Source organism: Methylosinus sp. sav-2 (assembly GCF_004366495.1).
Lineage (GTDB): Bacteria > Pseudomonadota > Alphaproteobacteria > Rhizobiales > Beijerinckiaceae > Methylosinus.
The window spans coordinates 19,995-39,369 of record NZ_SOEJ01000023.1 but is presented as its reverse complement, the minus strand read 5'-3'; the positions used below and the strand labels follow the sequence as shown (position 1 = coordinate 39,369).

General features: G+C 64.9%; 27 protein-coding genes, 1 tRNA gene and 1 pseudogene. 15 read left to right on the top strand and 14 right to left on the bottom strand.

The features are described from left to right. Positions 1–78 precede the first annotated feature (78 nt). Positions 79–366 carry a DoxX family protein gene (locus tag EDE12_RS20655; protein ID WP_024879524.1) on the bottom strand — a complete coding sequence of 96 codons (288 nt, stop codon included), beginning with the start codon at positions 364–366 and terminating at the stop codon, positions 79–81. A 60-nt stretch (positions 367–426) separates the two neighbouring features. Beyond that, positions 427–1,125: a pirin family protein gene (locus EDE12_RS20650; RefSeq protein ID WP_026598363.1), complete on the bottom strand. Its 699-nt coding sequence runs from the start codon at positions 1,123–1,125 to the stop codon at positions 427–429. Between the two features lie 111 nt (positions 1,126–1,236). Here EDE12_RS20650 and EDE12_RS20645 point away from each other — a divergent pair, with 111 nt between their 5' ends. Beyond that, entirely contained in the window at positions 1,237–2,166 is a 930-nt protein-coding gene (locus EDE12_RS20645) for a LysR family transcriptional regulator (protein ID WP_024879526.1), read from the top strand. Between the two features lie 28 nt (positions 2,167–2,194). On the opposite strand, the gene EDE12_RS22155 is transcribed toward EDE12_RS20645, so the two are convergent. The 9 genes from EDE12_RS22155 to EDE12_RS20595 form a co-directional block, all read right to left on the bottom strand. Next, positions 2,195–3,313: a DUF1275 family protein gene (locus tag EDE12_RS22155; protein ID WP_198029876.1), complete on the bottom strand. Its 1,119-nt coding sequence runs from the start codon at positions 3,311–3,313 to the stop codon at positions 2,195–2,197. Then, positions 3,310–3,849 (bottom strand): hypothetical protein, encoded by a 540-nt coding sequence (locus EDE12_RS20630; RefSeq protein WP_198029877.1) that lies wholly within the window; start codon positions 3,847–3,849, stop codon positions 3,310–3,312. The genes EDE12_RS22155 and EDE12_RS20630 overlap by 4 nt, the downstream gene beginning before the upstream one ends. Before the next feature lie 78 nt (positions 3,850–3,927). Next, the gene (locus tag EDE12_RS20625) at positions 3,928–4,176 is read right to left on the bottom strand and encodes a XapX domain-containing protein (RefSeq protein ID WP_026598365.1); all 249 of its coding nucleotides are present in this window, start codon (positions 4,174–4,176) and stop codon (positions 3,928–3,930) included. After that, on the bottom strand, positions 4,173–5,390 hold the full coding sequence (locus EDE12_RS20620; RefSeq protein ID WP_026598366.1) for an MFS transporter: 1,218 nt from the start codon (positions 5,388–5,390) through the stop codon (positions 4,173–4,175). Before EDE12_RS20620 ends, EDE12_RS20625 begins: the two co-directional genes overlap by 4 nt. 1 nt (position 5,391) lies before the next feature. Beyond that, on the bottom strand, positions 5,392–6,072 hold the full coding sequence (locus EDE12_RS20615; RefSeq protein ID WP_036290786.1) for a hydrolase: 681 nt from the start codon (positions 6,070–6,072) through the stop codon (positions 5,392–5,394). A gap of 45 nt (positions 6,073–6,117) precedes the next feature. After that, the gene (locus EDE12_RS20610; RefSeq protein ID WP_026598368.1) at positions 6,118–6,939 is read right to left on the bottom strand and encodes an alpha/beta hydrolase; all 822 of its coding nucleotides are present in this window, start codon (positions 6,937–6,939) and stop codon (positions 6,118–6,120) included. 303 nt (positions 6,940–7,242) lie between these two features. Beyond that, the gene (locus EDE12_RS20605) at positions 7,243–8,550 is read right to left on the bottom strand and encodes a PepSY-associated TM helix domain-containing protein (protein WP_024879532.1); all 1,308 of its coding nucleotides are present in this window, start codon (positions 8,548–8,550) and stop codon (positions 7,243–7,245) included. 17 nt (positions 8,551–8,567) lie between these two features. Then, positions 8,568–8,864, bottom strand: coding sequence for a TonB-dependent receptor (locus EDE12_RS20600; RefSeq protein ID WP_166671910.1), 297 nt, complete (start codon positions 8,862–8,864; stop codon positions 8,568–8,570). A gap of 100 nt (positions 8,865–8,964) precedes the next feature. Then, a complete protein-coding gene (locus EDE12_RS20595) occupies positions 8,965–9,306 on the bottom strand; it encodes a TonB-dependent receptor (RefSeq protein ID WP_245275854.1) in 342 nt (113 codons plus the stop codon). A 98-nt stretch (positions 9,307–9,404) separates the two neighbouring features. Between EDE12_RS20595 and EDE12_RS20590 the strand changes: the two genes are divergently transcribed. Continuing rightward, entirely contained in the window at positions 9,405–9,830 is a 426-nt protein-coding gene (locus EDE12_RS20590; protein ID WP_026598370.1) for a sensor histidine kinase, read from the top strand. Positions 9,831–9,929: 99 nt separating this feature from the next. Here EDE12_RS20590 and EDE12_RS22010 read toward each other — a convergent pair whose 3' ends face one another. Next, positions 9,930–10,094 carry a hypothetical protein gene (locus EDE12_RS22010; protein ID WP_157198932.1) on the bottom strand — a complete coding sequence of 55 codons (165 nt, stop codon included), beginning with the start codon at positions 10,092–10,094 and terminating at the stop codon, positions 9,930–9,932. Positions 10,095–10,269: 175 nt separating this feature from the next. Between EDE12_RS22010 and EDE12_RS22395 the strand changes: the two are divergent. The 3 genes and pseudogenes from EDE12_RS22395 to EDE12_RS20575 form a co-directional block, all read left to right on the top strand. Further along, positions 10,270–10,488, top strand: a pseudogene (locus EDE12_RS22395) (hypothetical protein); the annotation flags it as partial. Further along, the gene (locus EDE12_RS20580) at positions 10,389–11,069 is read left to right on the top strand and encodes a terminase TerL endonuclease subunit (RefSeq protein WP_051592422.1); all 681 of its coding nucleotides are present in this window, start codon (positions 10,389–10,391) and stop codon (positions 11,067–11,069) included. The pseudogene EDE12_RS22395 and the gene EDE12_RS20580, both read left to right, overlap by 100 nt. Further along, on the top strand, positions 11,066–11,350 hold the full coding sequence (locus tag EDE12_RS20575) for a hypothetical protein (RefSeq protein WP_051592423.1): 285 nt from the start codon (positions 11,066–11,068) through the stop codon (positions 11,348–11,350). The genes EDE12_RS20580 and EDE12_RS20575 overlap by 4 nt, the downstream gene beginning before the upstream one ends. A gap of 153 nt (positions 11,351–11,503) precedes the next feature. On the opposite strand, the gene EDE12_RS20570 is transcribed toward EDE12_RS20575, so the two are convergent. Then, positions 11,504–11,580, bottom strand: a tRNA-Arg gene (locus tag EDE12_RS20570). A gap of 106 nt (positions 11,581–11,686) precedes the next feature. Then, complete coding sequence (locus EDE12_RS20565) at positions 11,687–12,298, bottom strand: PilZ domain-containing protein (protein WP_245267266.1); 612 nt, start codon at positions 12,296–12,298, stop codon at positions 11,687–11,689. Between the two features lie 244 nt (positions 12,299–12,542). Here EDE12_RS20565 and crcB point away from each other — a divergent pair, with 244 nt between their 5' ends. The 10 genes from crcB to nuoE all read left to right on the top strand — a co-directional run bounded on the left by crcB (position 12,543) and on the right by nuoE (position 19,374). Next, positions 12,543–12,926, top strand: coding sequence for a fluoride efflux transporter CrcB (gene crcB / locus EDE12_RS20560; RefSeq protein ID WP_024879542.1), 384 nt, complete (start codon positions 12,543–12,545; stop codon positions 12,924–12,926). Beyond that, complete coding sequence (locus EDE12_RS20555) at positions 12,923–14,020, top strand: RluA family pseudouridine synthase (protein ID WP_024879543.1); 1,098 nt, start codon at positions 12,923–12,925, stop codon at positions 14,018–14,020. Before crcB ends, EDE12_RS20555 begins: the two co-directional genes overlap by 4 nt. Positions 14,021–14,050: 30 nt before the next feature. Beyond that, entirely contained in the window at positions 14,051–14,872 is an 822-nt protein-coding gene (locus tag EDE12_RS20550) for an ATP12 family protein (protein ID WP_024879544.1), read from the top strand. Between the two features lie 195 nt (positions 14,873–15,067). Continuing rightward, positions 15,068–15,433 (top strand): NADH-quinone oxidoreductase subunit A, encoded by a 366-nt coding sequence (locus EDE12_RS20545; protein ID WP_018265968.1) that lies wholly within the window; start codon positions 15,068–15,070, stop codon positions 15,431–15,433. Next, positions 15,424–16,008, top strand: coding sequence for an NADH-quinone oxidoreductase subunit B (locus tag EDE12_RS20540; protein WP_018265967.1), 585 nt, complete (start codon positions 15,424–15,426; stop codon positions 16,006–16,008). Before EDE12_RS20545 ends, EDE12_RS20540 begins: the two co-directional genes overlap by 10 nt. Positions 16,009–16,105: 97 nt before the next feature. Continuing rightward, a complete protein-coding gene (locus EDE12_RS20535; protein ID WP_024879545.1) occupies positions 16,106–16,708 on the top strand; it encodes an NADH-quinone oxidoreductase subunit C in 603 nt (200 codons plus the stop codon). 49 nt (positions 16,709–16,757) lie between these two features. Further along, positions 16,758–17,147: a four helix bundle protein gene (locus EDE12_RS20530; protein WP_026598371.1), complete on the top strand. Its 390-nt coding sequence runs from the start codon at positions 16,758–16,760 to the stop codon at positions 17,145–17,147. A gap of 55 nt (positions 17,148–17,202) precedes the next feature. Next, positions 17,203–18,393: an NADH-quinone oxidoreductase subunit D gene (locus EDE12_RS20525; RefSeq protein ID WP_024879547.1), complete on the top strand. Its 1,191-nt coding sequence runs from the start codon at positions 17,203–17,205 to the stop codon at positions 18,391–18,393. Further along, entirely contained in the window at positions 18,390–18,743 is a 354-nt protein-coding gene (locus EDE12_RS20520) for a hypothetical protein (RefSeq protein ID WP_024879548.1), read from the top strand. The genes EDE12_RS20525 and EDE12_RS20520 overlap by 4 nt, the downstream gene beginning before the upstream one ends. A gap of 4 nt (positions 18,744–18,747) precedes the next feature. Further along, positions 18,748–19,374, top strand: a complete 627-nt coding sequence (gene nuoE / locus EDE12_RS20515) for an NADH-quinone oxidoreductase subunit NuoE (protein WP_024879549.1) — start codon at positions 18,748–18,750, stop codon at positions 19,372–19,374. Position 19,375: the final 1 nt, after the last annotated feature.

The window sequence follows — 19,375 nt, the reverse complement described above, 5'->3', positions numbered from 1 at the left end:
TTTATACCGCCGCCAATGCAGCGTAAATGGCCCGCGCTGGCCGCTCCGCCGTCAGCGTCGAATACGTCGTCCTGCGGCCTACGGCGAATGCTTACGATGCACGATCAGCGCGCCGATCATCAGCGGAATGAGCGAGAGGGACACGAAGCGCGTGAAAACGCCGAAGATCAATGCGAGGCCTCCGCCGATTTCCGCGGCCACGACCACATAGGCGAGCAGCGATGGGTAGCCGAGCGATTCGAAGAATCGCGCCGTTCCAGGCAGAGTGAACACGAAAATTTTGAGAAGCCCATGCGCGAGAAACAGCGCGCCGAGGCTCACACGCAGCAGCAGAGCGGCGTAATCGGCGTTACGAACATTGGTCATTGTCTCGATCCTTTTGGTCATGTTTGCGATCGCGGCCGGCGCGCCGGCGCCGGCCTATGGTCATGCGGAGTCGACGAGAACGATCTCGCTGTCCTCCAGCGCTGTGACGCGTAGGATGTCGACATCGCTGATGGCGGCGCCGTCACGGGCGTTGACGCGCACATCGTCGATCCGCACGGCGCCGCTCGCCGGTACGAGATAGGCTTTGTGGTCGCGGCCGAGCGCATATTCCGCCGTCTCGCCGGTCCGGAGAGTCGCGCCGACGACGCGCGCCTCGGCGCGGATTGGCAGCGCGTCGCCGTCATTGTCGAAGCCGGAAGCGAGAGTGACGAAACGGCCCGAGCGCTCGCCCTTGGGAAAGGGGCGAGATCCCCAATCCGGCGCACCGCCGCGCGTCGTCGGCAAGATCCAGATCTGAAAGATCCGGGTGGTCTCATTCTCGAGATTATATTCGGAATGGGCGATCCCTGAGCCCGCGCTCATCACCTGCACGTCGCCGGCCGCGGTGCGGCCCTTATTGCCGAGACTATCCTGATGCGTGATCGCGCCCTCGCGGACATAGGTTACGATTTCCATGTCGCGATGCGGATGCGTCGGAAAGCCGGAGTGCGGCGCGATCGTGTCGTCGTTCCAGACGCGCAGATTGCCCCAATGCATCCGCTCGGGATCGTGATAGCCGGCGAATGAGAAATGATGCTTGGCGTCGAGCCAGCCGTGATCGGCGCCGCCGAGGCTGTCGAAAGGTCTCAGTTCGATCATTGCAAATCTCCCGTCGCGTGATCGGTCGCTGTCGATGGAGCGGATTTAAGGGTTGCGCGCCTTTCTGTTCAGTCAGATAATTTTTGTCGAACTGTTCGAGAAAGTTGAAAAGTGAGCAATCCGGGCGCGCCCAGCCTCGACCAGCTGACCATCTTCCTGGCCATTGTCGACGCCGGCAGCTTCGCCGGCGCGGCGCGGCGGCTGAACCGCGCCGTCTCGGTGATCAGCTATGGAATCGCCAATCTCGAGGCGCAGCTCGGCATAGAGCTGTTCGAGCGCGAGGGAACGCGCAAGCCGCGGCTCACCGTGGCCGGGCGCGCGCTGCTGGCGGAGGCGCGGGCGATCTCGCGCGGCGTCGAGGATTTGCGCGCCAAGGTCAAGGGCCTGCTCGAGGGGCTGGAGGCGGAGGTCGATCTCGCCGTCGATGTGATGCTGCCGACGGAGCGGGTGGGAGCCGTGCTGCGGGAATTCGCGCAGCAATTTCCGACGGTGGCGCTGCAGCTGCATGTGGAGGCGCTCGGCGCGGTCACGGCGATGGTGCTGGACGGCGCGGCGATGATCGGCGTATCGGGTCCGCTCTCGCTCGGCGTCGAGGGGATAGAGAGCATCGCGGCCGGATCGATTGCGCTGATCCCGGTCACGGGTCCCGATCATCCGCTGGGGCGCATGGCGCGCATCCCGCCCGGTGCCGCACGCGAGCATACGCAGCTCGTGCTCACGGATCGCTCGCGCTTCACCGAGGGACGCGATTTCTCTGTGATCAGCCCGCGCAGCTGGCGGCTCGCCGATCTCGGCGCCAAGCACGCTTTGCTGCGCGAGGGCGTCGGCTGGGGCAACATGCCTTTGCATATGATCGCGAGCGATCTGGCGTCGGGCGCGCTGGTGCGGCTCGCCATGCCGGATCATCCGGGCGGCCTCTATCGCTTTTCGTGCATTTGGCGGCGTGAGGCTCCGCCGGGGCCGGCCGCCTCCTGGCTGGTCGATCGCTTCGTCGCGCTGGGCGCGGTCGATTCGCCGGTCGAAGGGCTGAGCGACGTTTGATCGGGATCTCATTCTCGAGAAAACCTCGTCAACCCTTTGCCGGCTCGCTCGATGCGGGATGAAGCGCGCAGAGGATGGTTCCAAGCAGGATCAGCGCTCCGGCCAGGAACAGCGGCGCCGCGAGACCGCTATGGACGACGAGAAACGCGCCGATTCCCGCGCCGAGAAAGATTGCCGCGACACTGCCCAGGCGCCGCGGCCAATTGGCGTTGGCGCCGCCGGCGAGCGGCGAATCCGCGGCGAGGCCGGTCAGCGTCAAGGTCAGAACGGTCGTGGTCAGATCGGGAATCTTCAGCTGCCGAATGGTCGCGTTCCGAAAACCCATGGCGACGGCGGTGAATGCGATGATCGCGTAAATCATTATCGTCGAGCGCGGGCTCGTGGCTTCCACGCCGAAGGCCATGACCGCGCTCGCCCAGATCAGTAATGCCTCGATGATCGCGGCCGCAGTCAGCCAGCGACGCAGCGGCAGGCCGACATGCGCGCGACCGATGCGCCCGGCGCCGAGCGCGCCTAGCAGAAAGGCGGAGAGCGCGACGAGATAAGGCGTCACCTCGAAGCCTGGCGCCCCTGTCGCGGCTAGGCCGAGGAAGACGATATTGCCGGTCATATTCGCGGTGAAGACCTTGCCGAGGCCGAGCACGCTGATCGCATCGACGAGGCCGGTCGTGACCGAGAGCAACAAGAGCAGCCATGGCAGCGGAGACTGCGAAGGCTCGTACATGAGCGGCTTTCGGTCGCGCTTGCCGAGGTCGAGCATGGCGATGAGAGCGAAGCCCGCGACGAGCCCGAGATGCTCGAAAAAGGCGTTCGCCGCCGCTATACGCTCCGGCCCCTGCATCGTCCAAAAGGGATTGGCGGTGAAAGCAGCGAGCAAAGTGAAGCTCCCGAGCGCCGCCGCTCCGAGCCACGCCATTCGGTCGAGAAGAATGAGGGCCGGGCCGATGATCTCGACCGCGATCGTCAGCGCGGCGAAGAGGGTGGGCGGATGCAGTCCGAAATGCTCTTGCTCCGCCACGGCGCCGGGCCAATCCAAAAGCTTGCTCACGCCGCCGAGCAGATAGGCCGCGACGAGCAGCAGGCGGATGAGGAAGCTCATCCATCGCGACGAGAGAATTGCCAAGATGGGCTTGGAGGTCGCGCTCATCGCGCGCGCGCCTGATGGATTTCGGCGATATAGCCGCCTGGAAATTCGACGAGCGCCGCCCGTCGATCGCCTGCGTCATAGGGCCGTACAACAATTCTCGCGTCGGCTGCCTCCGCCTTGGTGAGCGTCGCTTCGAGGTCGCTCACCTCATAGCCGGTGAAATCGCGGCCCCAGGGCCAAGGCAATTGCCCATTCGAGACAAGAACCGTGAGCTTGCCATAGCCGGAGGCGATCCGCACGCGGCGGATCGTCTTGTCCGGCTGGCCCGCTTCGCTTCCGGGCGCCGACTTCTCATCGGAAAGGATGCGTCCATGCGCGAAGCCGGTCCAGCGACGGATGAACTCATCGGCGGCGTCGGCGGTGAGATAGACGCGGTTTTCGGGGACGCTCGTCAGCGGCGCATAATTCGGCTTGGCTGTATGCCAATAGAGCTGCATGTTCACGCCGCCCGGCCATTGCACGACGACATCGCGGCCGATGGGGTCGGGGAAGGTTTCGATCAGCCGTATCGCCCCATTGCGTCGCGCCGCCTTCACCGCGGCGTCTATGTCGGTGACGAGTTTCGAGCCTCCGGTGGCGCTAGCCTGTCATTGATGGATATCGCCGCGGCCGCGTCAGCCGTCGCGGTCCTTATTCGCGGGGAGCGGCCCCAGAACATGTTGCGAGCAATCATGGCGAATGAAGCGGACGAGCTCGGCTCGATCGGCGGTCCGTTTGGCGATCGGAACGATCTGCTCGCCGAGCAATATTCCGGCGAGCCCGACGACCGCGACGACTGGCGGCGCAGGGGAACGGACGCCGAGCAGGCTGTAGACGACGCCGATCAAAAGTCCGGCGCCGAGGGATAGGAGATAAGAGCTCATCGCGTTGGGCTTCCTGCTTCTCGAGAGAGTGACGGGCGCGGCGGGGCGCGAAGCTGAATAGCGAGCGCCGCGGCGCTGAACGCAGCTCCCAAGACGGCGACGGCCGGCCATTCGCCGAGCCGCCAAGCGATCATCGCGCTGAACGAGCCCCCCGCGCCGCCGAGGAACATGGTCGTCATGAACAGAGTGTTGAGCCGTCCGCGCGCTTCGGCGCGCAGCGCGTAGATCACATGCTGATTGGACACGAGCGCCGCCTGCATCGCGAAATCGAGCGCCATTACGCCAGCGATGAGTCCTGCAAGACCGCTCCAGAAGGCCATCGCCGCCCAGGAGGCCAGCGCCAGCGCGGCTCCCAGTCGAACGATCGTGGACGGTCCGCGCGCGTCGGCTATGCGTCCGGCGAGCGGCGCGGCGATGACGCCGATCGTTCCGACCACGCCGAACAAGCCCGCATCGGCGGCGCCGAGCCCGAGAGGCGGCGCCGCGAGCCGTAGCGCCAACACTGTCCAGAAGACGGAAAAAGCGGCAAACAGGAAAGCTTGCGTGAATGCTGCGCGCCGCAGCGCCGGCAGGTCGCGCCAGAGATGCCGCAGAGAGCCCATCAGCTCTGGATAAGCGAGGCGTAGCTCGCCACGCACATCCGGGAGAATCGCTTGGAGGGCGAGCGCCACCAGCAGCATCGCCGGAGACGCGGCGAGGAACATGGAGCGCCAGCCGAATTGTGCGGCGACGAATCCGGCGAGCGTGCGGCTCAGCAGCACGCCGAGCAGCAGTCCCGACATCACTGCGCCGATGGCGGCGCCCCGCCGCTGTGGGTGCGCGAGTTCCGCGGTGAGTGGAACGAGCTGCTGCGCGACACTCGCAGCGAAACCGACGAGCGCCGACGCGATGGCCAGCGTGAGCGCATCGGGCGCCGCGCCAGCCAAGACCAGCGCGAGCGCGAGCAGCGCGAATTCCCCCACGATCAGCCGCTTGCGTCGCGTGACGTCGCCGAGCGGCGTGAGCAGGAACAATCCCGACGCATAGCCGAGCTGCGTCAGCACCGGAACGCTCGTCGCCGCGCCAGGGCCCAGCGACGCCTCGATCAGGCCGAGCATCGGCTGGTTGTAATAAATATTGGCGACCGCGAGCCCGGTGGCCGCGGCGAGCGTGAGCAGCAAGCCGCGGCTGAGACGTTCTGCCGCGATCTCGTCAGAGCCGCCGAGCGCGTCCATGTTAGACCGCCGGGACGGGCGCGAGCGTGGGACCATGCGAGACGCGCTCCGGCGCCTTGTGCACCATCGTATAGGCGTAATCGACGCCCATGCCGTAAGCGCCGGAATGCTCCTTCACGATCGACATGACGGCGTCATAGCTTTCGCGCCGCGCCCAGTCGCGCTGCCATTCGAGCAGGACCTGCTGCCAGGTCACGGGCACGACGCCCGCCTGAATCATGCGCTGCATGGCGTAGTCATGCGCTTCCTTCGACGTGCCTCCGGAGGCGTCCGCGACCATGTAGATTTCATAGCCGCCTTCCAGCATGGCGCAGAGGGCGAAAGAATTGTTGCAGACCTCGGTCCACAGGCCCGAGACAACGACCTTCTTACGTCCGTTCGCGGCCAGCGCGTCGCGGACCTTCTTATCGTCCCAGGAATTCATCGAGGTGCGCTCGAGGAGCGGCGCCTCGGGGAAAACGGCGAGCAGCTCTGGATAGGTATGGCCGGAGAAGCTCTCAGTCTCGACGGTGGTGATCGTCGTCGGAATCGCAAAGACCTTGGCCGCCTTGGCGAGGGCTACGACATTGTTCTTGAGCGCCTGCCGATCGATCGACTGAACGCCGAAGGCCATTTGCGGTTGATGGTCGATGAAGATCAGCTGGCTGTTCTGGGGCGTCAGCAGTTCGAGCTTAGCGGTCATGATGTTCTCCGATCGTGAATGGCGGATGTGAACGGCGCCCGCGCGTCAGCGCCGAATGAATTCGAGCACGTCGTGATTGAATTTCTCGGGGTCGGTCTGAGCGAGGCCGTGCGATCCGCCTGGGTAGACGAGAAGCTCACCCTGCGGCGTCAATCGAACTGCCTTCTGCGCCGAAGCGACGAGCGGGACGATCTGATCGTCATCGCCGTGGATGAACAATGTGGGAACCGTCATCTTCGCGAGATCGCCCGAATAATCGAGCTCGGAAAACTCGCGGATGCAATCATAGAGCCCCTTCAGCCCGCCCTCCATTCCTTGCAACCAGAAGGCGTCCTCGAGCCCGGCGCTGCGCTTCGCGCCATCTCGGTTATGGCCATAGAAAGGAACGGCGAGATCTTTGAAGAATTGCGATCGATTGCTCGCGACGCCGGCGCGGGTGCTGTCGAACACGTCCAACGGCAGACCTTCTGGATTGGAAGGCGAGGCGAGCATGATCGGCGGCACGGCGCCGACGAGCACGGCCTTTGCGACGCGGCCGACGCCATGGCGTCCGATGTAACGTGCGACCTCGCCGCCGCCGGTGGAATGCCCGACGAGAATGGCGTCGCGCAGCTCGAGGAGCTCGAGCAGCTCGGCGAGATCGTCCGCGTAGCGGTCCATCGTATTGCCGTCCCAGACCTGCTGGGAGCGGCCATGGCTGCGACGGTCGTGCGCCACGACGCGATAGCCGCGCATGCCGAAGAACAGCATTTGCCCTTCCCATGCGTCGGCCGTCAGCGGCCAGCCATGCGAGAACACGATCGGCTGGCCGTCGCCGAAGCTCTTGTAAAAAATTTCTACGCCGTCGGATGCGGTGAAGTAGCTCATGCTCTCGGCTCCTCGGCTGCCGTGATCGGAGGCGCATTGCGGCTCATCGTGCGCCTCATTCAGAGAAATGCACGAGCCGTTCTGGCGATGCTTTCCTGGTCGCCTGCTTGAAAGACTAAGTCCGGCCGGCGCCTTGGTCTTGAACATTCGGCGTGGACTTATAACGATCGTGCTCGGCAGCTCGGCACGATCCCGACGTTCAGGTGCAGGCGGCGGTGCGATTACTCTTCGACGCTTTCAAGGCGATACGCGTTAGCGCGCAGCGGCGTCGGGGGCGCGCGATCGGAGGTCGAGCGCCCGCCGCTACGGCTTGCCCGGGCAGGGCTTGCGCCGGCCGGACGGCGCCGATTTGGCCGCTCTCTTCTTCCACCAGATATACACTCCCGTCACGGAGAGCATGGCGATGACCAGCCCCAGGATGCAGACGAAGATGCGATAGGGTAGGCCGAAGACGCGCGCCATATGCAGGGCGGTGAGCCAATTGGTGACGGTGTCGCCGCTGCGCAGCCCCGACGGCAGGCTCAGCGTCACCAGCTCGCCCGTATAGGCGTCGAAGAGAACGGAAGTCGTCGCAGTACGCTCGCCGATATCCCGGCTCGACCGTACGCGATATTGGATGAGGCCCTTGGCCGGCTTGTAGTAGAGCGCATCGGCGCGCTCGATGGAAAAGCCGCGCTCGCGCGCCTCATCGGCCATCAGCCGCTGGCCGACGGCCTGCGCCTCCTCCCATTCCAGCATTTTGCGCGCGTCCGTGCGCGGCGGCTGCGCGGGCCATTCCCAGGGCGGGGGCGAGTAGTCGAAGACGAGCTTGGTCACACCGGCATAGACGCTGTTCAGATTGAAGAAGACGCTGGACCAGGCGAACACGAGCAGCATCGCCCACAGCCACAATCCGCCGGCGCGATGCAGATCGAAATTGATGCGATAGAAGGAGCCGGAGAGCTTGACGAGAAAAGCCGGCTTCCAGCGCGTGAGATAGCTGCGCGAATTGCCGGGGCTCGCGCGCGGCAGCGTCAGATAGAAGGCGACGAAGCAATCGATCGTCCATAAGAGCGCGACGATTCCGAGAATCCAGGCGCCGGTGGAGCCCGTCGCCAATTGGTAGTGCAGGCTGTAGACGAAAGGCATGATGTCGGCGGCGCGGCTGGGCAGCGCGCCGGGACTGCCGCGGCGGCCGAGATCTTCGCCTGTCACGGCGTCGAGCGTCACAGCGCCGAAGCCGAGCGGCTCGGCGCCCGGCGCCGCCTGCATCGTGACGCGGGCCGCGCCGGATTCGCCGCCGAGATAGACGGCGACCGCGCGCCCCTGCGGAACGAGGCTCTCGGCGTGGCGCGCGAGGGCGGCAGGCGGGAGCGTCTCGCCATGCGGCCCCGGATAGGCCTCCGGGGCGATCCAATGGCTCAGTTCCCCATAGAAGGCGAGCAGCGCCCCGGTCAGCCCGACCAGGATCAGGAAGCCCGCCGTGACGAGGCCGACCCAGCGGTGGAGCCAAACGAAGCGGCGACGCGCGTCGGCGCGCGTCCGTGTGTCGGCGGCGCTTCGCGCCGAAGTGGCCGGCGCGTCGACCGCGCCGGAAGAAAGGGGCTGTAGCCCGGTCGTGATTTGCCGCATCTCTTCCTCTCGTATTTCTAGAACTCCGCCCGCATCGAGGAAATGAACGTCCGAGGCGCGCCGGGTATGATGGCGTTGCGACAGGTCGCGCCCGTATAATAGGTCTCGTCGAGCAAATTGCGCACGTTCAATTGAAAGCTCAGATTTTTCACCATGGGCAGATGCGCCGGCTGGAAGCGATACATCGCCATTGCATAGCCGGGCAGCCGGAAGCTGCTGTTGTTGTCGCCCTGCCGCGCGACCGCCTGAACGCCCGCGCCGAGGCTCGGCCCACGGAAATCGCCATCGGCGTCGTATTTTACCCAGAGACTCATGATCAATATCGCCGGCAAGACTCGGCGGTGAGCTCTGATGCGAGCTTCCATAGCCCACCGCCTTTCCGTGTTCTGTTCTCCCGCGGTCGCAACCCGGACTTCAGAATTTCATCGTGAGCCCGAAAGTCACGCTGCGCGGCGCGCCCAATATCACCTCGCTGGGATAGGACACTTCCGCCCAGTTCACATAGGTCTTGTCGAAGAGATTATTGACGCGGAAGGTCGCGTCGACGCCGGGCGTGACATGATAGGTGAGGCCGATATCGGCGAGCACATAGCCTTCGAGAAAAAGCGTGTTGGCGTTGTTGCCGGCGCGCGAGTCGACGAAGCGCAGGCCGAAGCCGGCGTCGAAGGGAAGATCGGCGATGTTGGAATAGGAGGTCCACAGATTGGCCGTCCAGGTCGGCACATTCGGCGGCCGATTGCCCGTGCCGATCACCAGCGTCGCCGGATCGACGAAGAAGCCATAGCGCGCATAGGTGTAGGCGGCGTTGACCGAGACTGCCGACGCTGCTCGAAGAGACCGTCGATCTCGGCGCGGTGACGCGCGCCGTTGTCGACGACGCCGCGCTGCTCGCCATTCGTGATCGCCGGCATATAGAGTTCGTCGGTCCTTCCGTTGTTGTCGATGTGCGCGGCAATGGCGCGGCGATCACGGCGGTCATCGGCAATCTCATCGACAATGCGCTCCGCGCCGAGCCGGAGGGCGGCGAGATCACCGTGTGCGTCGATGATGAGGCGATTATCTCGATCATCGATCATGGTCCGGGCGTGCCGGAGGATGAGCGGGAAATGATCTTCGAGCCGTTCTGGCGAAAGAGCGAAGCGACGCCCGGCGCCGGCCTCGGTCTCGCTATCGCCAAGGATCTCATCGCCAAGCTCAACGGCCGTATCTGGCTGGAGGAGACGCCGGGCGGCGGCGCGACGTTCAAATTATCGTTCGGTCGGCTCGGCGCCGCCGCGTGACGCATCGCTGATTGCAGGGCGAGGCGCCGAGCCTTCGGCGAAGGCCGCGAGAGGACGAAGGCGCTTCGCTGGATCGTCTCGGCGAAATCGCCTGCTGCTTCACGTCCCTTCGACGCTGCAATGCGGCTCGAATTCGCGTCCGGCGGCGACGCCGGCTTCATAGTCGTCGAGCGTCACCTTGCGTCGACGCCCTTGCGGCGTCGCATGAAAAGAGAGTCCGAGCTTCGCCAATTCTTCCTCTATGACATTGTGCTTGATCGGCACGAGTTCGGGGTGCCGGAGGCCCGGTTCGTGGCGTCGCGCTCCGTCTTCACCGCGTGGAGCTTGTGACGAATGCCATGCGCCAGCCCGATCTGAAACGAGCGAACGGATGCGCCCGGCTCGCGCTTCTTGTAGGCGGCGGTTCGCCGAGCCGGCTGTCTTCGGCTTCACCGCGAAGGCGCAGGATATGTTCCGCCTTTGGATGACCGAGCTTCAGACGGAAGCGCGATCCGGCAAGCTCCCGTCCGCCATCGAAAGCCACTTGCTCAAAACGCCGAAGACCGTCGCGTCGTCGATATGGCGATCTATGACGAGGGCGCGGAACCGCTCGACCTGGAGGCGCTTGCCGGCGAGCCCTGTTACATTGGCGTCGACCTTTCCAGCAATTCGGATTTGACCGTCGTCGTGGCGCTCTGGCGCGTTGGCGACGGCTACGCCGTGCTGCCGCACTTCTTTTGCCCTGGCGACAATCTCAGGGGCCGGCAGGATCGGGACGCGGTCCCCTACGTCCGATGGGCAGGCGAAGGCCATATTGAGCCGACGCAGGGAAACGTCGTCGACTTCCGGGCCGTCGAGGATTGCGTCCGCGATCTCTGCGGCCGGTTCGATGTTCGCGAGATCGGGCTCGACCCCCACCTTGCGCGCTCGACCTTGAACAACCTTCAAGAGGATGGATTCCCCGCCGTCGAGGTTCGGCAGGGCTGGGTGACGATGGTGCCGGCGATCAAAGAACTCGAGCGGGCAATCGTCGGCCGGCAATTCCAGCATGGCGGCCATCCGGTTCTCAGGTGGTGTTTCGATAATGTCGTCGTCGAGACCGATCGCGCCGGCAATCGGCTCTTCACCAAGGGGAAGGCTCGGGAGCGAATCGACGGCGCCGTCGCCTGCGCTATCGCTGTTTCGGTTGCCTCAAACGACGACGCAGGGCCGAGCGTCTATGAGACCGGCGAGCGGCCGGACGGGTTTCTCTTCGTATGAACGCCGATACGACCGAGGCCGTCGTCACCGTCCAATTCATCGATCGTGTCGCCGACTCTGACAAGCTGGTCGCGATGGCCGTCGTCGAGATCGAAGTCGCGGGCGTCGTCATCCTCCTACAGGGCGTCAAGGTGGTGAAGCGGCCGGGCGGCGGGCTGGCGTGTGAGGCGCCATGCTTCAGGGCTCCCGATGGCCGATGGCTTCCGGCGGCCGTTCTCCCGCCGGACCTCGCCGAAGGGCTCGCGGCTGAAGTCTTCGCCGCGCTGGCGCGGGACGGCTGAAGGGGTTTCGTCAGTTTTGTCAGTTCGGCAAACTGGCGTTTCGAGAAATTTTTCTGCGGTCACGGACCGCCCGTGACCTTCCTCGCCGTGGTGACCCTGTGGTGACCGGATTTGCCGGCCTCGCTGCGCTGTCGTCGTAAGTGCTTGATTTGCTGGCGCGCCCGAAGGGATTCGAACCCCTGACCTCTGCCTTCGGAGGGCAGCGCTCTATCCAGCTGAGCTACGGGCGCGTTGAGGCTTCTGCGTCTTCACTATCGCATGCGGGCGGGGCCTGCAATCGGGCCGGAAGGCATTTTCGGGTCGCTTTCGGCGTTTTCGCGCGTTTTGGGCGGTGATTCACAGGTCTATATCTTCATCGAATATCTCGAGCGGCAAAAGACGGCGGAAGCGGACCGCGAAACCGTCCTCGGTCTGGCGAATGACCTCGGCCTGCGTCCTCTTGCCGATCGTGATCTTCTCGCCCGGAGGGACCTGCACCTCCGTTCTCAGCGAGGCGCCGCTGCGCGAGAGATCCATGATCTCGCAGGGCAGGGTCACTTGCGCCACGGTGAAGGTGGTGAACCGGCGCTTTGGCCGCAGGCGTTCGTGATCGCGGCAGTGCGGGGCGTTCGGCGCGGCGTGCCGCGTCAGCCAGGCGAATTGCATCGCCACATGGGCGCGCGGCTGGTCCGCGATCTCGAGGTCCACGGTGAAGCCGCCCTCGAAGAGACGAATCACCGCGCCGTCGAAACGGCCCCAGCGGTCGAGATCGAGCGCGATCCGATCGCCGACCGCGGGCCGGAAGTCGCTGCGCAAGGCGACGACGTCTGCCGACATGTCGATGGTGCGGCAGGCGTAACGGCGCTGGTCGGGCGGCACGCTGAAGCGGCCGTCGAAGCGAGGCTCGGCGATCGTCTCGGCGGCGCGCTGCTCCGCCCCGATTTTGGGGCGCAAATCTGGTCGTCTCACGGCCGTCGCTCCACATGCGCGGCGCTCGCCAGTCGCGCATGGACTGGGGCGCTGACGAGTTGCGGCCGCATAACGACCGGAGAATATTATTTAGTCTCAATAGTTTCTGCGTGACGGCGGCGCAGCCGTCGGGAGTAGATTAAACACTATGGCGCCAATACGTAAATCGGGCTTGAATCGAAGCCGTGCAATTGACTGCGTCCGGCTCCCGTGACGCCGCCGCCCGCTTGCGCTAGAAGGCGGCATGCGCGCGCTTCTTCTCATCTTTCTCGGGTCCGGATTGGGCGGGACTCTGAGACATATCGTCAATTCCTCGTGCCAGCGCTGGCTCGGCGCGCAACTGCCCTGGGGCGTTTTCCTCATAAACGTCAGCGGGTCCTTCATCATGGGCCTGGCAGCCGGCTATTTCGCCTTCAAGGCGGGGGCCGGCTGGTCGCAGTCGATGCGGCTCTTCGTGACCACCGGCGTGCTCGGCGGCTATACGACCTTCTCCGCCTTCTCGCTGGATGCGGTCACTCTGATCGAGCGCGGCGACACGCTCGCCGCTGGGCTCTATGTGGGCGGCTCGGTGGGGCTGTCGATCATAGGCCTGTTCCTCGGACTTTATCTGGTGAGGGCTTTGACATGACCGGGGAAGCGGCGCAGGCGCCGCAATCGACGCCCGTGCAGACGCTGATCGTCGACGAGGACGAGGCGGGGCTGCGGCTCGACCGCTGGTTCAAGCGGCGCTTTCCGGCGCTGGCCCTGTCGCATCTCGCCAAAATCTGCCGCAAGGGCGAGGTGCGCGTCGACGGCAAGCGCGTCGACACTTCCACTCGGCTCGAGCAGAATCAGAAGATTCGCGTTCCGCCGCTCAAGCTGGAGACCGTCGCGGCGCCGGCGGTGATGCGGGCGCGGCCGGAGGACGCCCGCGCGCTCGCCGAGATGACCTTGTTCGAGGACGCGCATCTCCTCGTGCTGAACAAGCCCTATGGCCTCGCCGTGCAGGGCGGCTCGGGCATGAAGCGGCATATAGACGGAATGCTCGAATCGCTGGCGGTGGGCGACAAGCGGCCGGTGCTGGTGCATCGGCTCGATCGCGACACCTCCGGCGTGCTGCTGATCGCCAAGAACAGGCGCACCGCCGCCGATCTCGGGGAAATTTTCCGCTCGCGGCAGGCGCATAAAATCTACTGGGCGCTGGTCGAGGGCGTGCCGAAGCCGTCGCAGGGGCGGGTCTCGCTCTATCTCGCCAAGGGCGCGGATATGGTCGATGAGCGCTCCCGCCGCAGCGGCGAGCGGCGCGCGGCCGAGCCTGCCGACGCAAGGGAGAAGATGCGCGTCGCCCGCCATGGGGATGAGGGGGCGCAGCATTCGCTGACCTATTACGCCATCGTCGACAAGGCGGCGCCGCGCTGCGCCTGGCTGTCAATGAAGCCCTTGACCGGCCGCACGCATCAGCTCCGCGCCCATGCGGAGGCGATCGGCTGCCCGATCGTCGGCGATCCCAAATATGGCCACAGGCCGGAGGACGAGGTGCGCCGCCGTGATCCGATGCACGCCGTGCCCTCCGAGCTCGAGCCCAAGCTGCATCTTTTGGCGCGGCGGCTGATTCTGCCGCATCCCAAGGGCGGGACCCTCGACGTCACCGCGCCGCTGCCGCCGCATATGAAGAATAGCTGGGCGTTTTTCGGCTTCGATGTGGGGCAGGACGATCCCATATTGTCCGCGCCGGACGCGTGAGCCCACGAGACACGCCCGAGGAGAGACCCCATGTCCCATGAAAGCGCAAATCTCGCCGACGGCCTGTTCGTGCCCGATGAGGAGCGCAATCCGCTGCGCAATGCGGTGCAGAGGGGCGCCCGGCCGGAGCTGCCGAAGCGATTCTACCAATCGGCCAGCGTCGGCGAGGCCGAGGGCGGCTATGCCGTCCTGCTCGACGGAAGGACGGTCAAGACGCCGGCGCGGCGCATTTTGACGACTCCGTCCTCGTCTTTGACCACGGCGCTGGCCGAGGAATGGGGGACGCAGGGCGACAGGCTCAATCCGACCTCCATGCCTTTGACAAGGCTGGTAAACTCGGCGATCGACGGGGTCGCCGACCGGCTCGAGGAGGTCGCCGCCGACGTCGCCAAATATGCGGGCTCCGATCTCGTGAGCTATCGCGCCGAGGAGCCGGCCGGCCTCGTCGCGGCGCAGGCGGAGGCGTGGGACCCGCTGCTCGCCTTCGCCAAGGAGCGGCTCGGCGCCGAGCTCGCCGTGACCTCTGGCGTGATGTTCGTCTCTCAGACGCCGGAGGCGACGGCGGCGGTGGCGGAGGCTGTGCGCGCCTATGCGGGGCAGGGGGCTGAGGCGCATTTCCGTCTCGCGGCGCTTCACGCCATGACGACGCTCACCGGCTCCTGCCTCATCGCGCTCGCCGTGGCGCTGGGCGAGATGGACGCGGAGGCGGCCTGGGCGGCGGCTCATGTCGATGAGGACCATCAGATCGAGGCCTGGGGCGCCGACGACGAGGCCATGGAAAGGCGGGCGCGGCGATTCGCGGAGATGAAGGCCGCCGCGCGGATCATCGAATTCTTCAGCGGCGCCGCCTGATCGACAGGCGCCGACGGGTATTTTTCCGCCGGGGGCGGGCGGGCGTAAGGTCCGCGCGCCCAATCCCTTCGGTAAAGACGCGCTCGGCTCTTGCTTTGACCTATACGCTGGGTTACGGAACGCGCGGTCAGACGGCGCCCGGGGCTCCCGCCCCGCGTCACATCGCCGCCCCCGCCGCAAACGTCGGACATCGCCATGCCGAGCCTGCTCGAACAATATTTGCCGCTCGTGATCTTCATCGCCCTCGCGGCGATCATCGCCGGCGCTCTGCTCGTTCTCCCCTTCCTGGTCGCCTTCAAGGCGCCGGATCCGGAGAAGCTCTCCGCCTATGAGTGCGGCTTCAATCCTTTCGGCGACGCGCGCATGAAATTCGACGTGCGCTTCTATCTCGTCGCTCTGCTCTTCATCGTCTTCGACCTCGAGGTCGCTTTTCTCTTTCCCTGGGCGGTGGCCTTCAAGGAGGCGGGAAGCTTCGGCTTCTGGTCGATGATGTTCTTCCTCGGCGTGCTGACCGTCGGCTTCGTCTATGAATGGCGCAAGGGAGCGCTCGAATGGGATTGATCACTCGCCAGAGCCCGACTCTCGTCGCGCCCTCCGCCAAGGGTCTCGTCGATCCGCGCACCGGCAAGCCGGTGGGCGCGGACGATCCCTTCTACCTCGGCCTCAATGACGAGCTCGCCGACAAGGGCTTTCTCGTCACCGCCACCGATGATCTCATCAATTGGGCGCGCACCGGCTCGCTGATGTGGATGACTTTCGGTCTGGCCTGCTGCGCGGTCGAGATGATCCAGGCGGCCATGCCGCGCTACGATCTCGAGCGCTTTGGCTTCGCGCCGCGCGCCAGCCCGCGCCAGTCGGACGTCATCATCATCGCCGGCACGCTGACCAATAAAATGGCCCCGGCGCTGCGCAAGGTCTACGACCAGATGCCGGAGCCGCGCTACGTCATCTCCATGGGCTCCTGCGCCAATGGCGGCGGCTATTACCACTATTCCTATTCGGTGGTGCGCGGCTGCGATCGAATCATTCCGGTCGACATCTATGTCCCCGGCTGCCCGCCTTCGGCCGAGGCGCTCGTCTATGGCGTTCTGCTTCTGCAGAAGAAGATCCGCCGCAGCGGCACGATCGAACGGTGACATTTCGCGCCTCCTCGGGAGCGCGCGCAAAAACGAAGAGTGCGATGCGAGCCGACGCGCCATGCGCGGTCGGTTTCTCATGACGCGAGGGTGAGAGATGAGCGCGGAACTCGAAAAGCTCGGCGAGAAGGTCGCCGCGGCCCTGCCGGGCGTGGTGAAGGGCCTCAAGATCGCCTATGGCGAGCTCACCGTGGAAGTGGAGCGCTCGCGCTGGCTCGACGCCGCGCGCGTGCTGCGCGACGATCCCGAGTTCCTCTTCGTCAGCTTCACCGACATCACCGCGGCCGATTATCCGGAGCGCGATCTGCGTTTCGATGTGGTGCTGCACCTCCTCTCGCCCAAGCATAATCAGCGCATCCGCGTGAAGACGCAGACCGACGAGAGCACGCCCGTCGCCTCGCTGACCAGCCTCTATCCCGGCGCCGACTGGTTCGAGCGCGAGACCTATGATCTCTTCGGCGTGCTGTTCGATGGCCATCCCGACCTTCGCCGCATCATGACCGACTACGGCTTCGACGGTCATCCGCTGCGCAAGGATTTCCCGATGTCCGGCTATGTCGAGGTGCGCTACGACGACGAGCGCAAGCGGGTCGTCTATGAGCCCCTGAACCTCACCCAAGAATATCGGAAGTTCGATTTCCTCTCGCCTTGGGAGGGCGTGCAATACGATCTTCCCGGCGACGAGAAGGCGAGCAAGTGAGAGGGCGAGTAGCGAATAGGGAGTAGCGAATAGAGGACGAGAGTCGATCATGGACGGACCTCGATTTCAATCGTATCGAGATCTCAAGGTCTGGCAGGAAGCGATGAACCTCGCTGTCGATTGCTACGAACTCACAGGAAGGTTTCCGAGGGGAGAAATGTACGGGATGACCTCGCAAATTCGTCGTGCGGCCGCGTCGGTGGCCGCGAATATCGCGGAAGGCCATGGCCGCGAGACAACGGGGTCGTTCGTCCAATTCTTGAGAAACGCCCAGGGATCGCTCAAAGAGCTGGAAACGCACTTGATGCTCGCCGACAGAGTCGGGCTTGCGTCCGCGAGCGCCGTGACGCCTTTGTTGGCGCGCGGCGACGAGATAGGCCGAATGCTGCGTGCGCTGACCCGCTCGCTTCAACGAAAGACAGGAGTGGCGACGACATGACCCACTACTCGCTACTCGCTATTCGCTATTCGCTCTCCCCGCTGGGACTGTCACGATGAACGACCAGAGCCTGCGAAACTTCAACCTCAACTTCGGCCCGCAGCATCCGGCGGCGCATGGCGTGCTGCGCCTGATCCTCGAGCTCGACGGCGAGGTGGTCGAGCGCTGCGATCCGCATGTCGGCTTCCTGCATCGCGGCACAGAGAAGCTGATGGAGGCGCGGACCTATCTGCAGAATGTGCCCTATTTCGACCGGCTCGACTATTGCGCGCCGATGAATCAGGAGCACGCTTTCTGTCTCGGCATAGAGCAACTGCTCGACGTCGAGGTTCCGCGCCGCGGCCAGCTCATCCGCGTGCTCTATGCCGAGATCGGCCGTCTGCTCTCGCATCTGCTCAACGTCACCGCGCAAGCCATGGACGTCGGCGCGCTGACGCCGCCGCTCTGGGGCTATGAGGAGCGCGAAAAGCTCATGGTCTTCTATGAGCGGGCGAGCGGCGCGCGCATGCACGCCAATTACTTCCGTCCGGGCGGCGTCGCCCGCGACCTGCCGGATCGGCTGGTCGAGGATATCGGCGCTTTCTGCGATCCGTTCCTCAAGGTCCTCGACGATCTCGACGAGCTCTTCATCGGCAACCGCATCTTCAAGCAGCGCAACGCCGACATCGGCGTCATCTCGCTCGAGGACGCCTGGAAATTCGGCTTCTCCGGCGTGATGGTGCGCGGCTCCGGCGCGCCCTGGGATCTGCGCAAGGCGCGTCCTTATGATTGCTATGAGGAGATGGAGTTCGACATTCCCGTCGGCAAGAATGGCGATTGCTACGACCGTGCGGTCATCCGCATGGAGGAGATGCGCCAGTCGACCTCCATTATGAAGCAATGCGTCGATAAGCTGCTGAAGGCCGAGAATCGCGGTCCGGTGGCGACGGTGAACAACAAGATTTGCTCGCCGCCCCGCGCGGAGATGAAGCGCTCGATGGAAGCGCTCATCCATCACTTCAAGCTCTATACGGAAGGCTTCAAGGTGCCGGCCGGCGAGGTCTATGCCGCGGTCGAGGCCCCCAAGGGCGAGTTCGGCGTCTATCTCGTGTCCGACGGCACCGACAAGCCCTATCGCTGCAAGCTGCGCGCGCCGGGCTTCGCGCATCTGCAAGCCATGGATTTTCTCTGCAAGGACCATCTGCTCGCCGACGTCTCGGCGATCCTTGGTTCGCTCGATATCGTCTTCGGGGAGGTCGATCGGTGATCGGCGCCGCGATGATGGCTACGTATCTGTCGCTCGGAGCGACTGCGCAGGCAATCGCGAGTCGCGGCTCGTGTCGGCGTTTCGAACGGCTCGGCGACCTGCCGAAGTCATTCGTCTACGACGGCAACGCCATGGGCGACGACCCGGAGTCGGGCGGGCAATGGGAAGTTTCCTGGTATACGAACGGAAGCTGCATGTGTTCGTCGTTGTCGGGGGGCGGCCCGCAGTCGGCGAAGCTGCGGAGCGAGCATCCCGAGCGCGACTTCGCAAAAACCGATTGGTTCTGCGAAACAACTCGTGAATTCAATGCGCGGTGGCGTTCCGGCGCCCCGACAAAGAAACGGAACTGACACTATGTCCGTGCGTCGTCTCGCCGAAGAGCAGCCCGCGAGCTTCGAGTTCACGCCCGAGAACAAGGCGTGGCTCGAGGCGCAGATCGCCAAATATCCGGACGGCCGTCAGGCCTCCATGGTCGTGCCGGCCCTGTGGCAGGCGCAGAAGCAGAACGACTATTGGTTGCCGCAAAAGGCGATCGAGAAAGTCGCGGACACGCTCGGCATGCCCTATATTCGCGTGCTCGAGATCGCGACCTTCTACACGATGTTCAATCTCGAGCCGGTGGGCAAATTCTACGTCCAGCTCTGCGGCACCACGCCTTGCATGCTGCGCGGCTCCGACGAGCTGATCGCCGTGCTCGAGCGCCGGGTCGGCCCGCAGCGCCATGTGAGCGCCGATGGGCTGTTCTCCTGGCTCGAGGTCGAGTGCCTCGGCGCCTGCTGCAATGCGCCGATGGTGCAGATCAACGACGACTATTACGAAGATTTGACGGCTGAGAATTTCGAGAAGCTGCTCGACGATCTCGCCGCCGGCCGGCCGGTGAAGATCGGTTCGCAGACGGGCCGCGTCTCCTCGGAGCCGGAAGGCGCGCTGACGAGCCTCACTTCTTTCTACGGCGACGGCGCCAAAGCGCAGGCGGAGTGAA

Excerpts from the sequence above, each read along its gene's own strand:
- EDE12_RS20620 (WP_026598366.1), bottom strand. The coding sequence starts at position 5,390 with ATGGACGCGCTCGGCGGCTCTGACGAGATCGCGGCAGAACGTCTCAGC.
- EDE12_RS20580 (WP_051592422.1), top strand. The coding sequence starts at position 10,389 with ATGGCGATCTATGACGAGGGCGCGGAACCGCTCGACCTGGAGGCGCTT.
- EDE12_RS20540 (WP_018265967.1), top strand. The coding sequence starts at position 15,424 with ATGGGATTGATCACTCGCCAGAGCCCGACTCTCGTCGCGCCCTCCGCC.
- EDE12_RS20605 (WP_024879532.1), bottom strand. The coding sequence starts at position 8,550 with ATGCGGCAAATCACGACCGGGCTACAGCCCCTTTCTTCCGGCGCGGTC.
- EDE12_RS20655 (WP_024879524.1), bottom strand. The coding sequence starts at position 366 with ATGACCAATGTTCGTAACGCCGATTACGCCGCTCTGCTGCTGCGTGTG.
- crcB (WP_024879542.1), top strand. The coding sequence starts at position 12,543 with ATGCGCGCGCTTCTTCTCATCTTTCTCGGGTCCGGATTGGGCGGGACT.
- EDE12_RS20610 (WP_026598368.1), bottom strand. The coding sequence starts at position 6,939 with ATGAGCTACTTCACCGCATCCGACGGCGTAGAAATTTTTTACAAGAGC.
- EDE12_RS20535 (WP_024879545.1), top strand. The coding sequence starts at position 16,106 with ATGAGCGCGGAACTCGAAAAGCTCGGCGAGAAGGTCGCCGCGGCCCTG.
- EDE12_RS20575 (WP_051592423.1), top strand. The coding sequence starts at position 11,066 with ATGAACGCCGATACGACCGAGGCCGTCGTCACCGTCCAATTCATCGAT.
- EDE12_RS20555 (WP_024879543.1), top strand. The coding sequence starts at position 12,923 with ATGACCGGGGAAGCGGCGCAGGCGCCGCAATCGACGCCCGTGCAGACG.
- EDE12_RS20615 (WP_036290786.1), bottom strand. The coding sequence starts at position 6,072 with ATGACCGCTAAGCTCGAACTGCTGACGCCCCAGAACAGCCAGCTGATC.
- EDE12_RS20600 (WP_166671910.1), bottom strand. The coding sequence starts at position 8,864 with ATGAGTCTCTGGGTAAAATACGACGCCGATGGCGATTTCCGTGGGCCG.
- EDE12_RS20650 (WP_026598363.1), bottom strand. The coding sequence starts at position 1,125 with ATGATCGAACTGAGACCTTTCGACAGCCTCGGCGGCGCCGATCACGGC.
- EDE12_RS20530 (WP_026598371.1), top strand. The coding sequence starts at position 16,758 with ATGGACGGACCTCGATTTCAATCGTATCGAGATCTCAAGGTCTGGCAG.
- EDE12_RS20550 (WP_024879544.1), top strand. The coding sequence starts at position 14,051 with ATGTCCCATGAAAGCGCAAATCTCGCCGACGGCCTGTTCGTGCCCGAT.
- EDE12_RS20525 (WP_024879547.1), top strand. The coding sequence starts at position 17,203 with ATGAACGACCAGAGCCTGCGAAACTTCAACCTCAACTTCGGCCCGCAG.
- EDE12_RS20545 (WP_018265968.1), top strand. The coding sequence starts at position 15,068 with ATGCCGAGCCTGCTCGAACAATATTTGCCGCTCGTGATCTTCATCGCC.
- nuoE (WP_024879549.1), top strand. The coding sequence starts at position 18,748 with ATGTCCGTGCGTCGTCTCGCCGAAGAGCAGCCCGCGAGCTTCGAGTTC.
- EDE12_RS22155 (WP_198029876.1), bottom strand. The coding sequence starts at position 3,313 with ATGAGCGCGACCTCCAAGCCCATCTTGGCAATTCTCTCGTCGCGATGG.
- EDE12_RS20625 (WP_026598365.1), bottom strand. The coding sequence starts at position 4,176 with ATGAGCTCTTATCTCCTATCCCTCGGCGCCGGACTTTTGATCGGCGTC.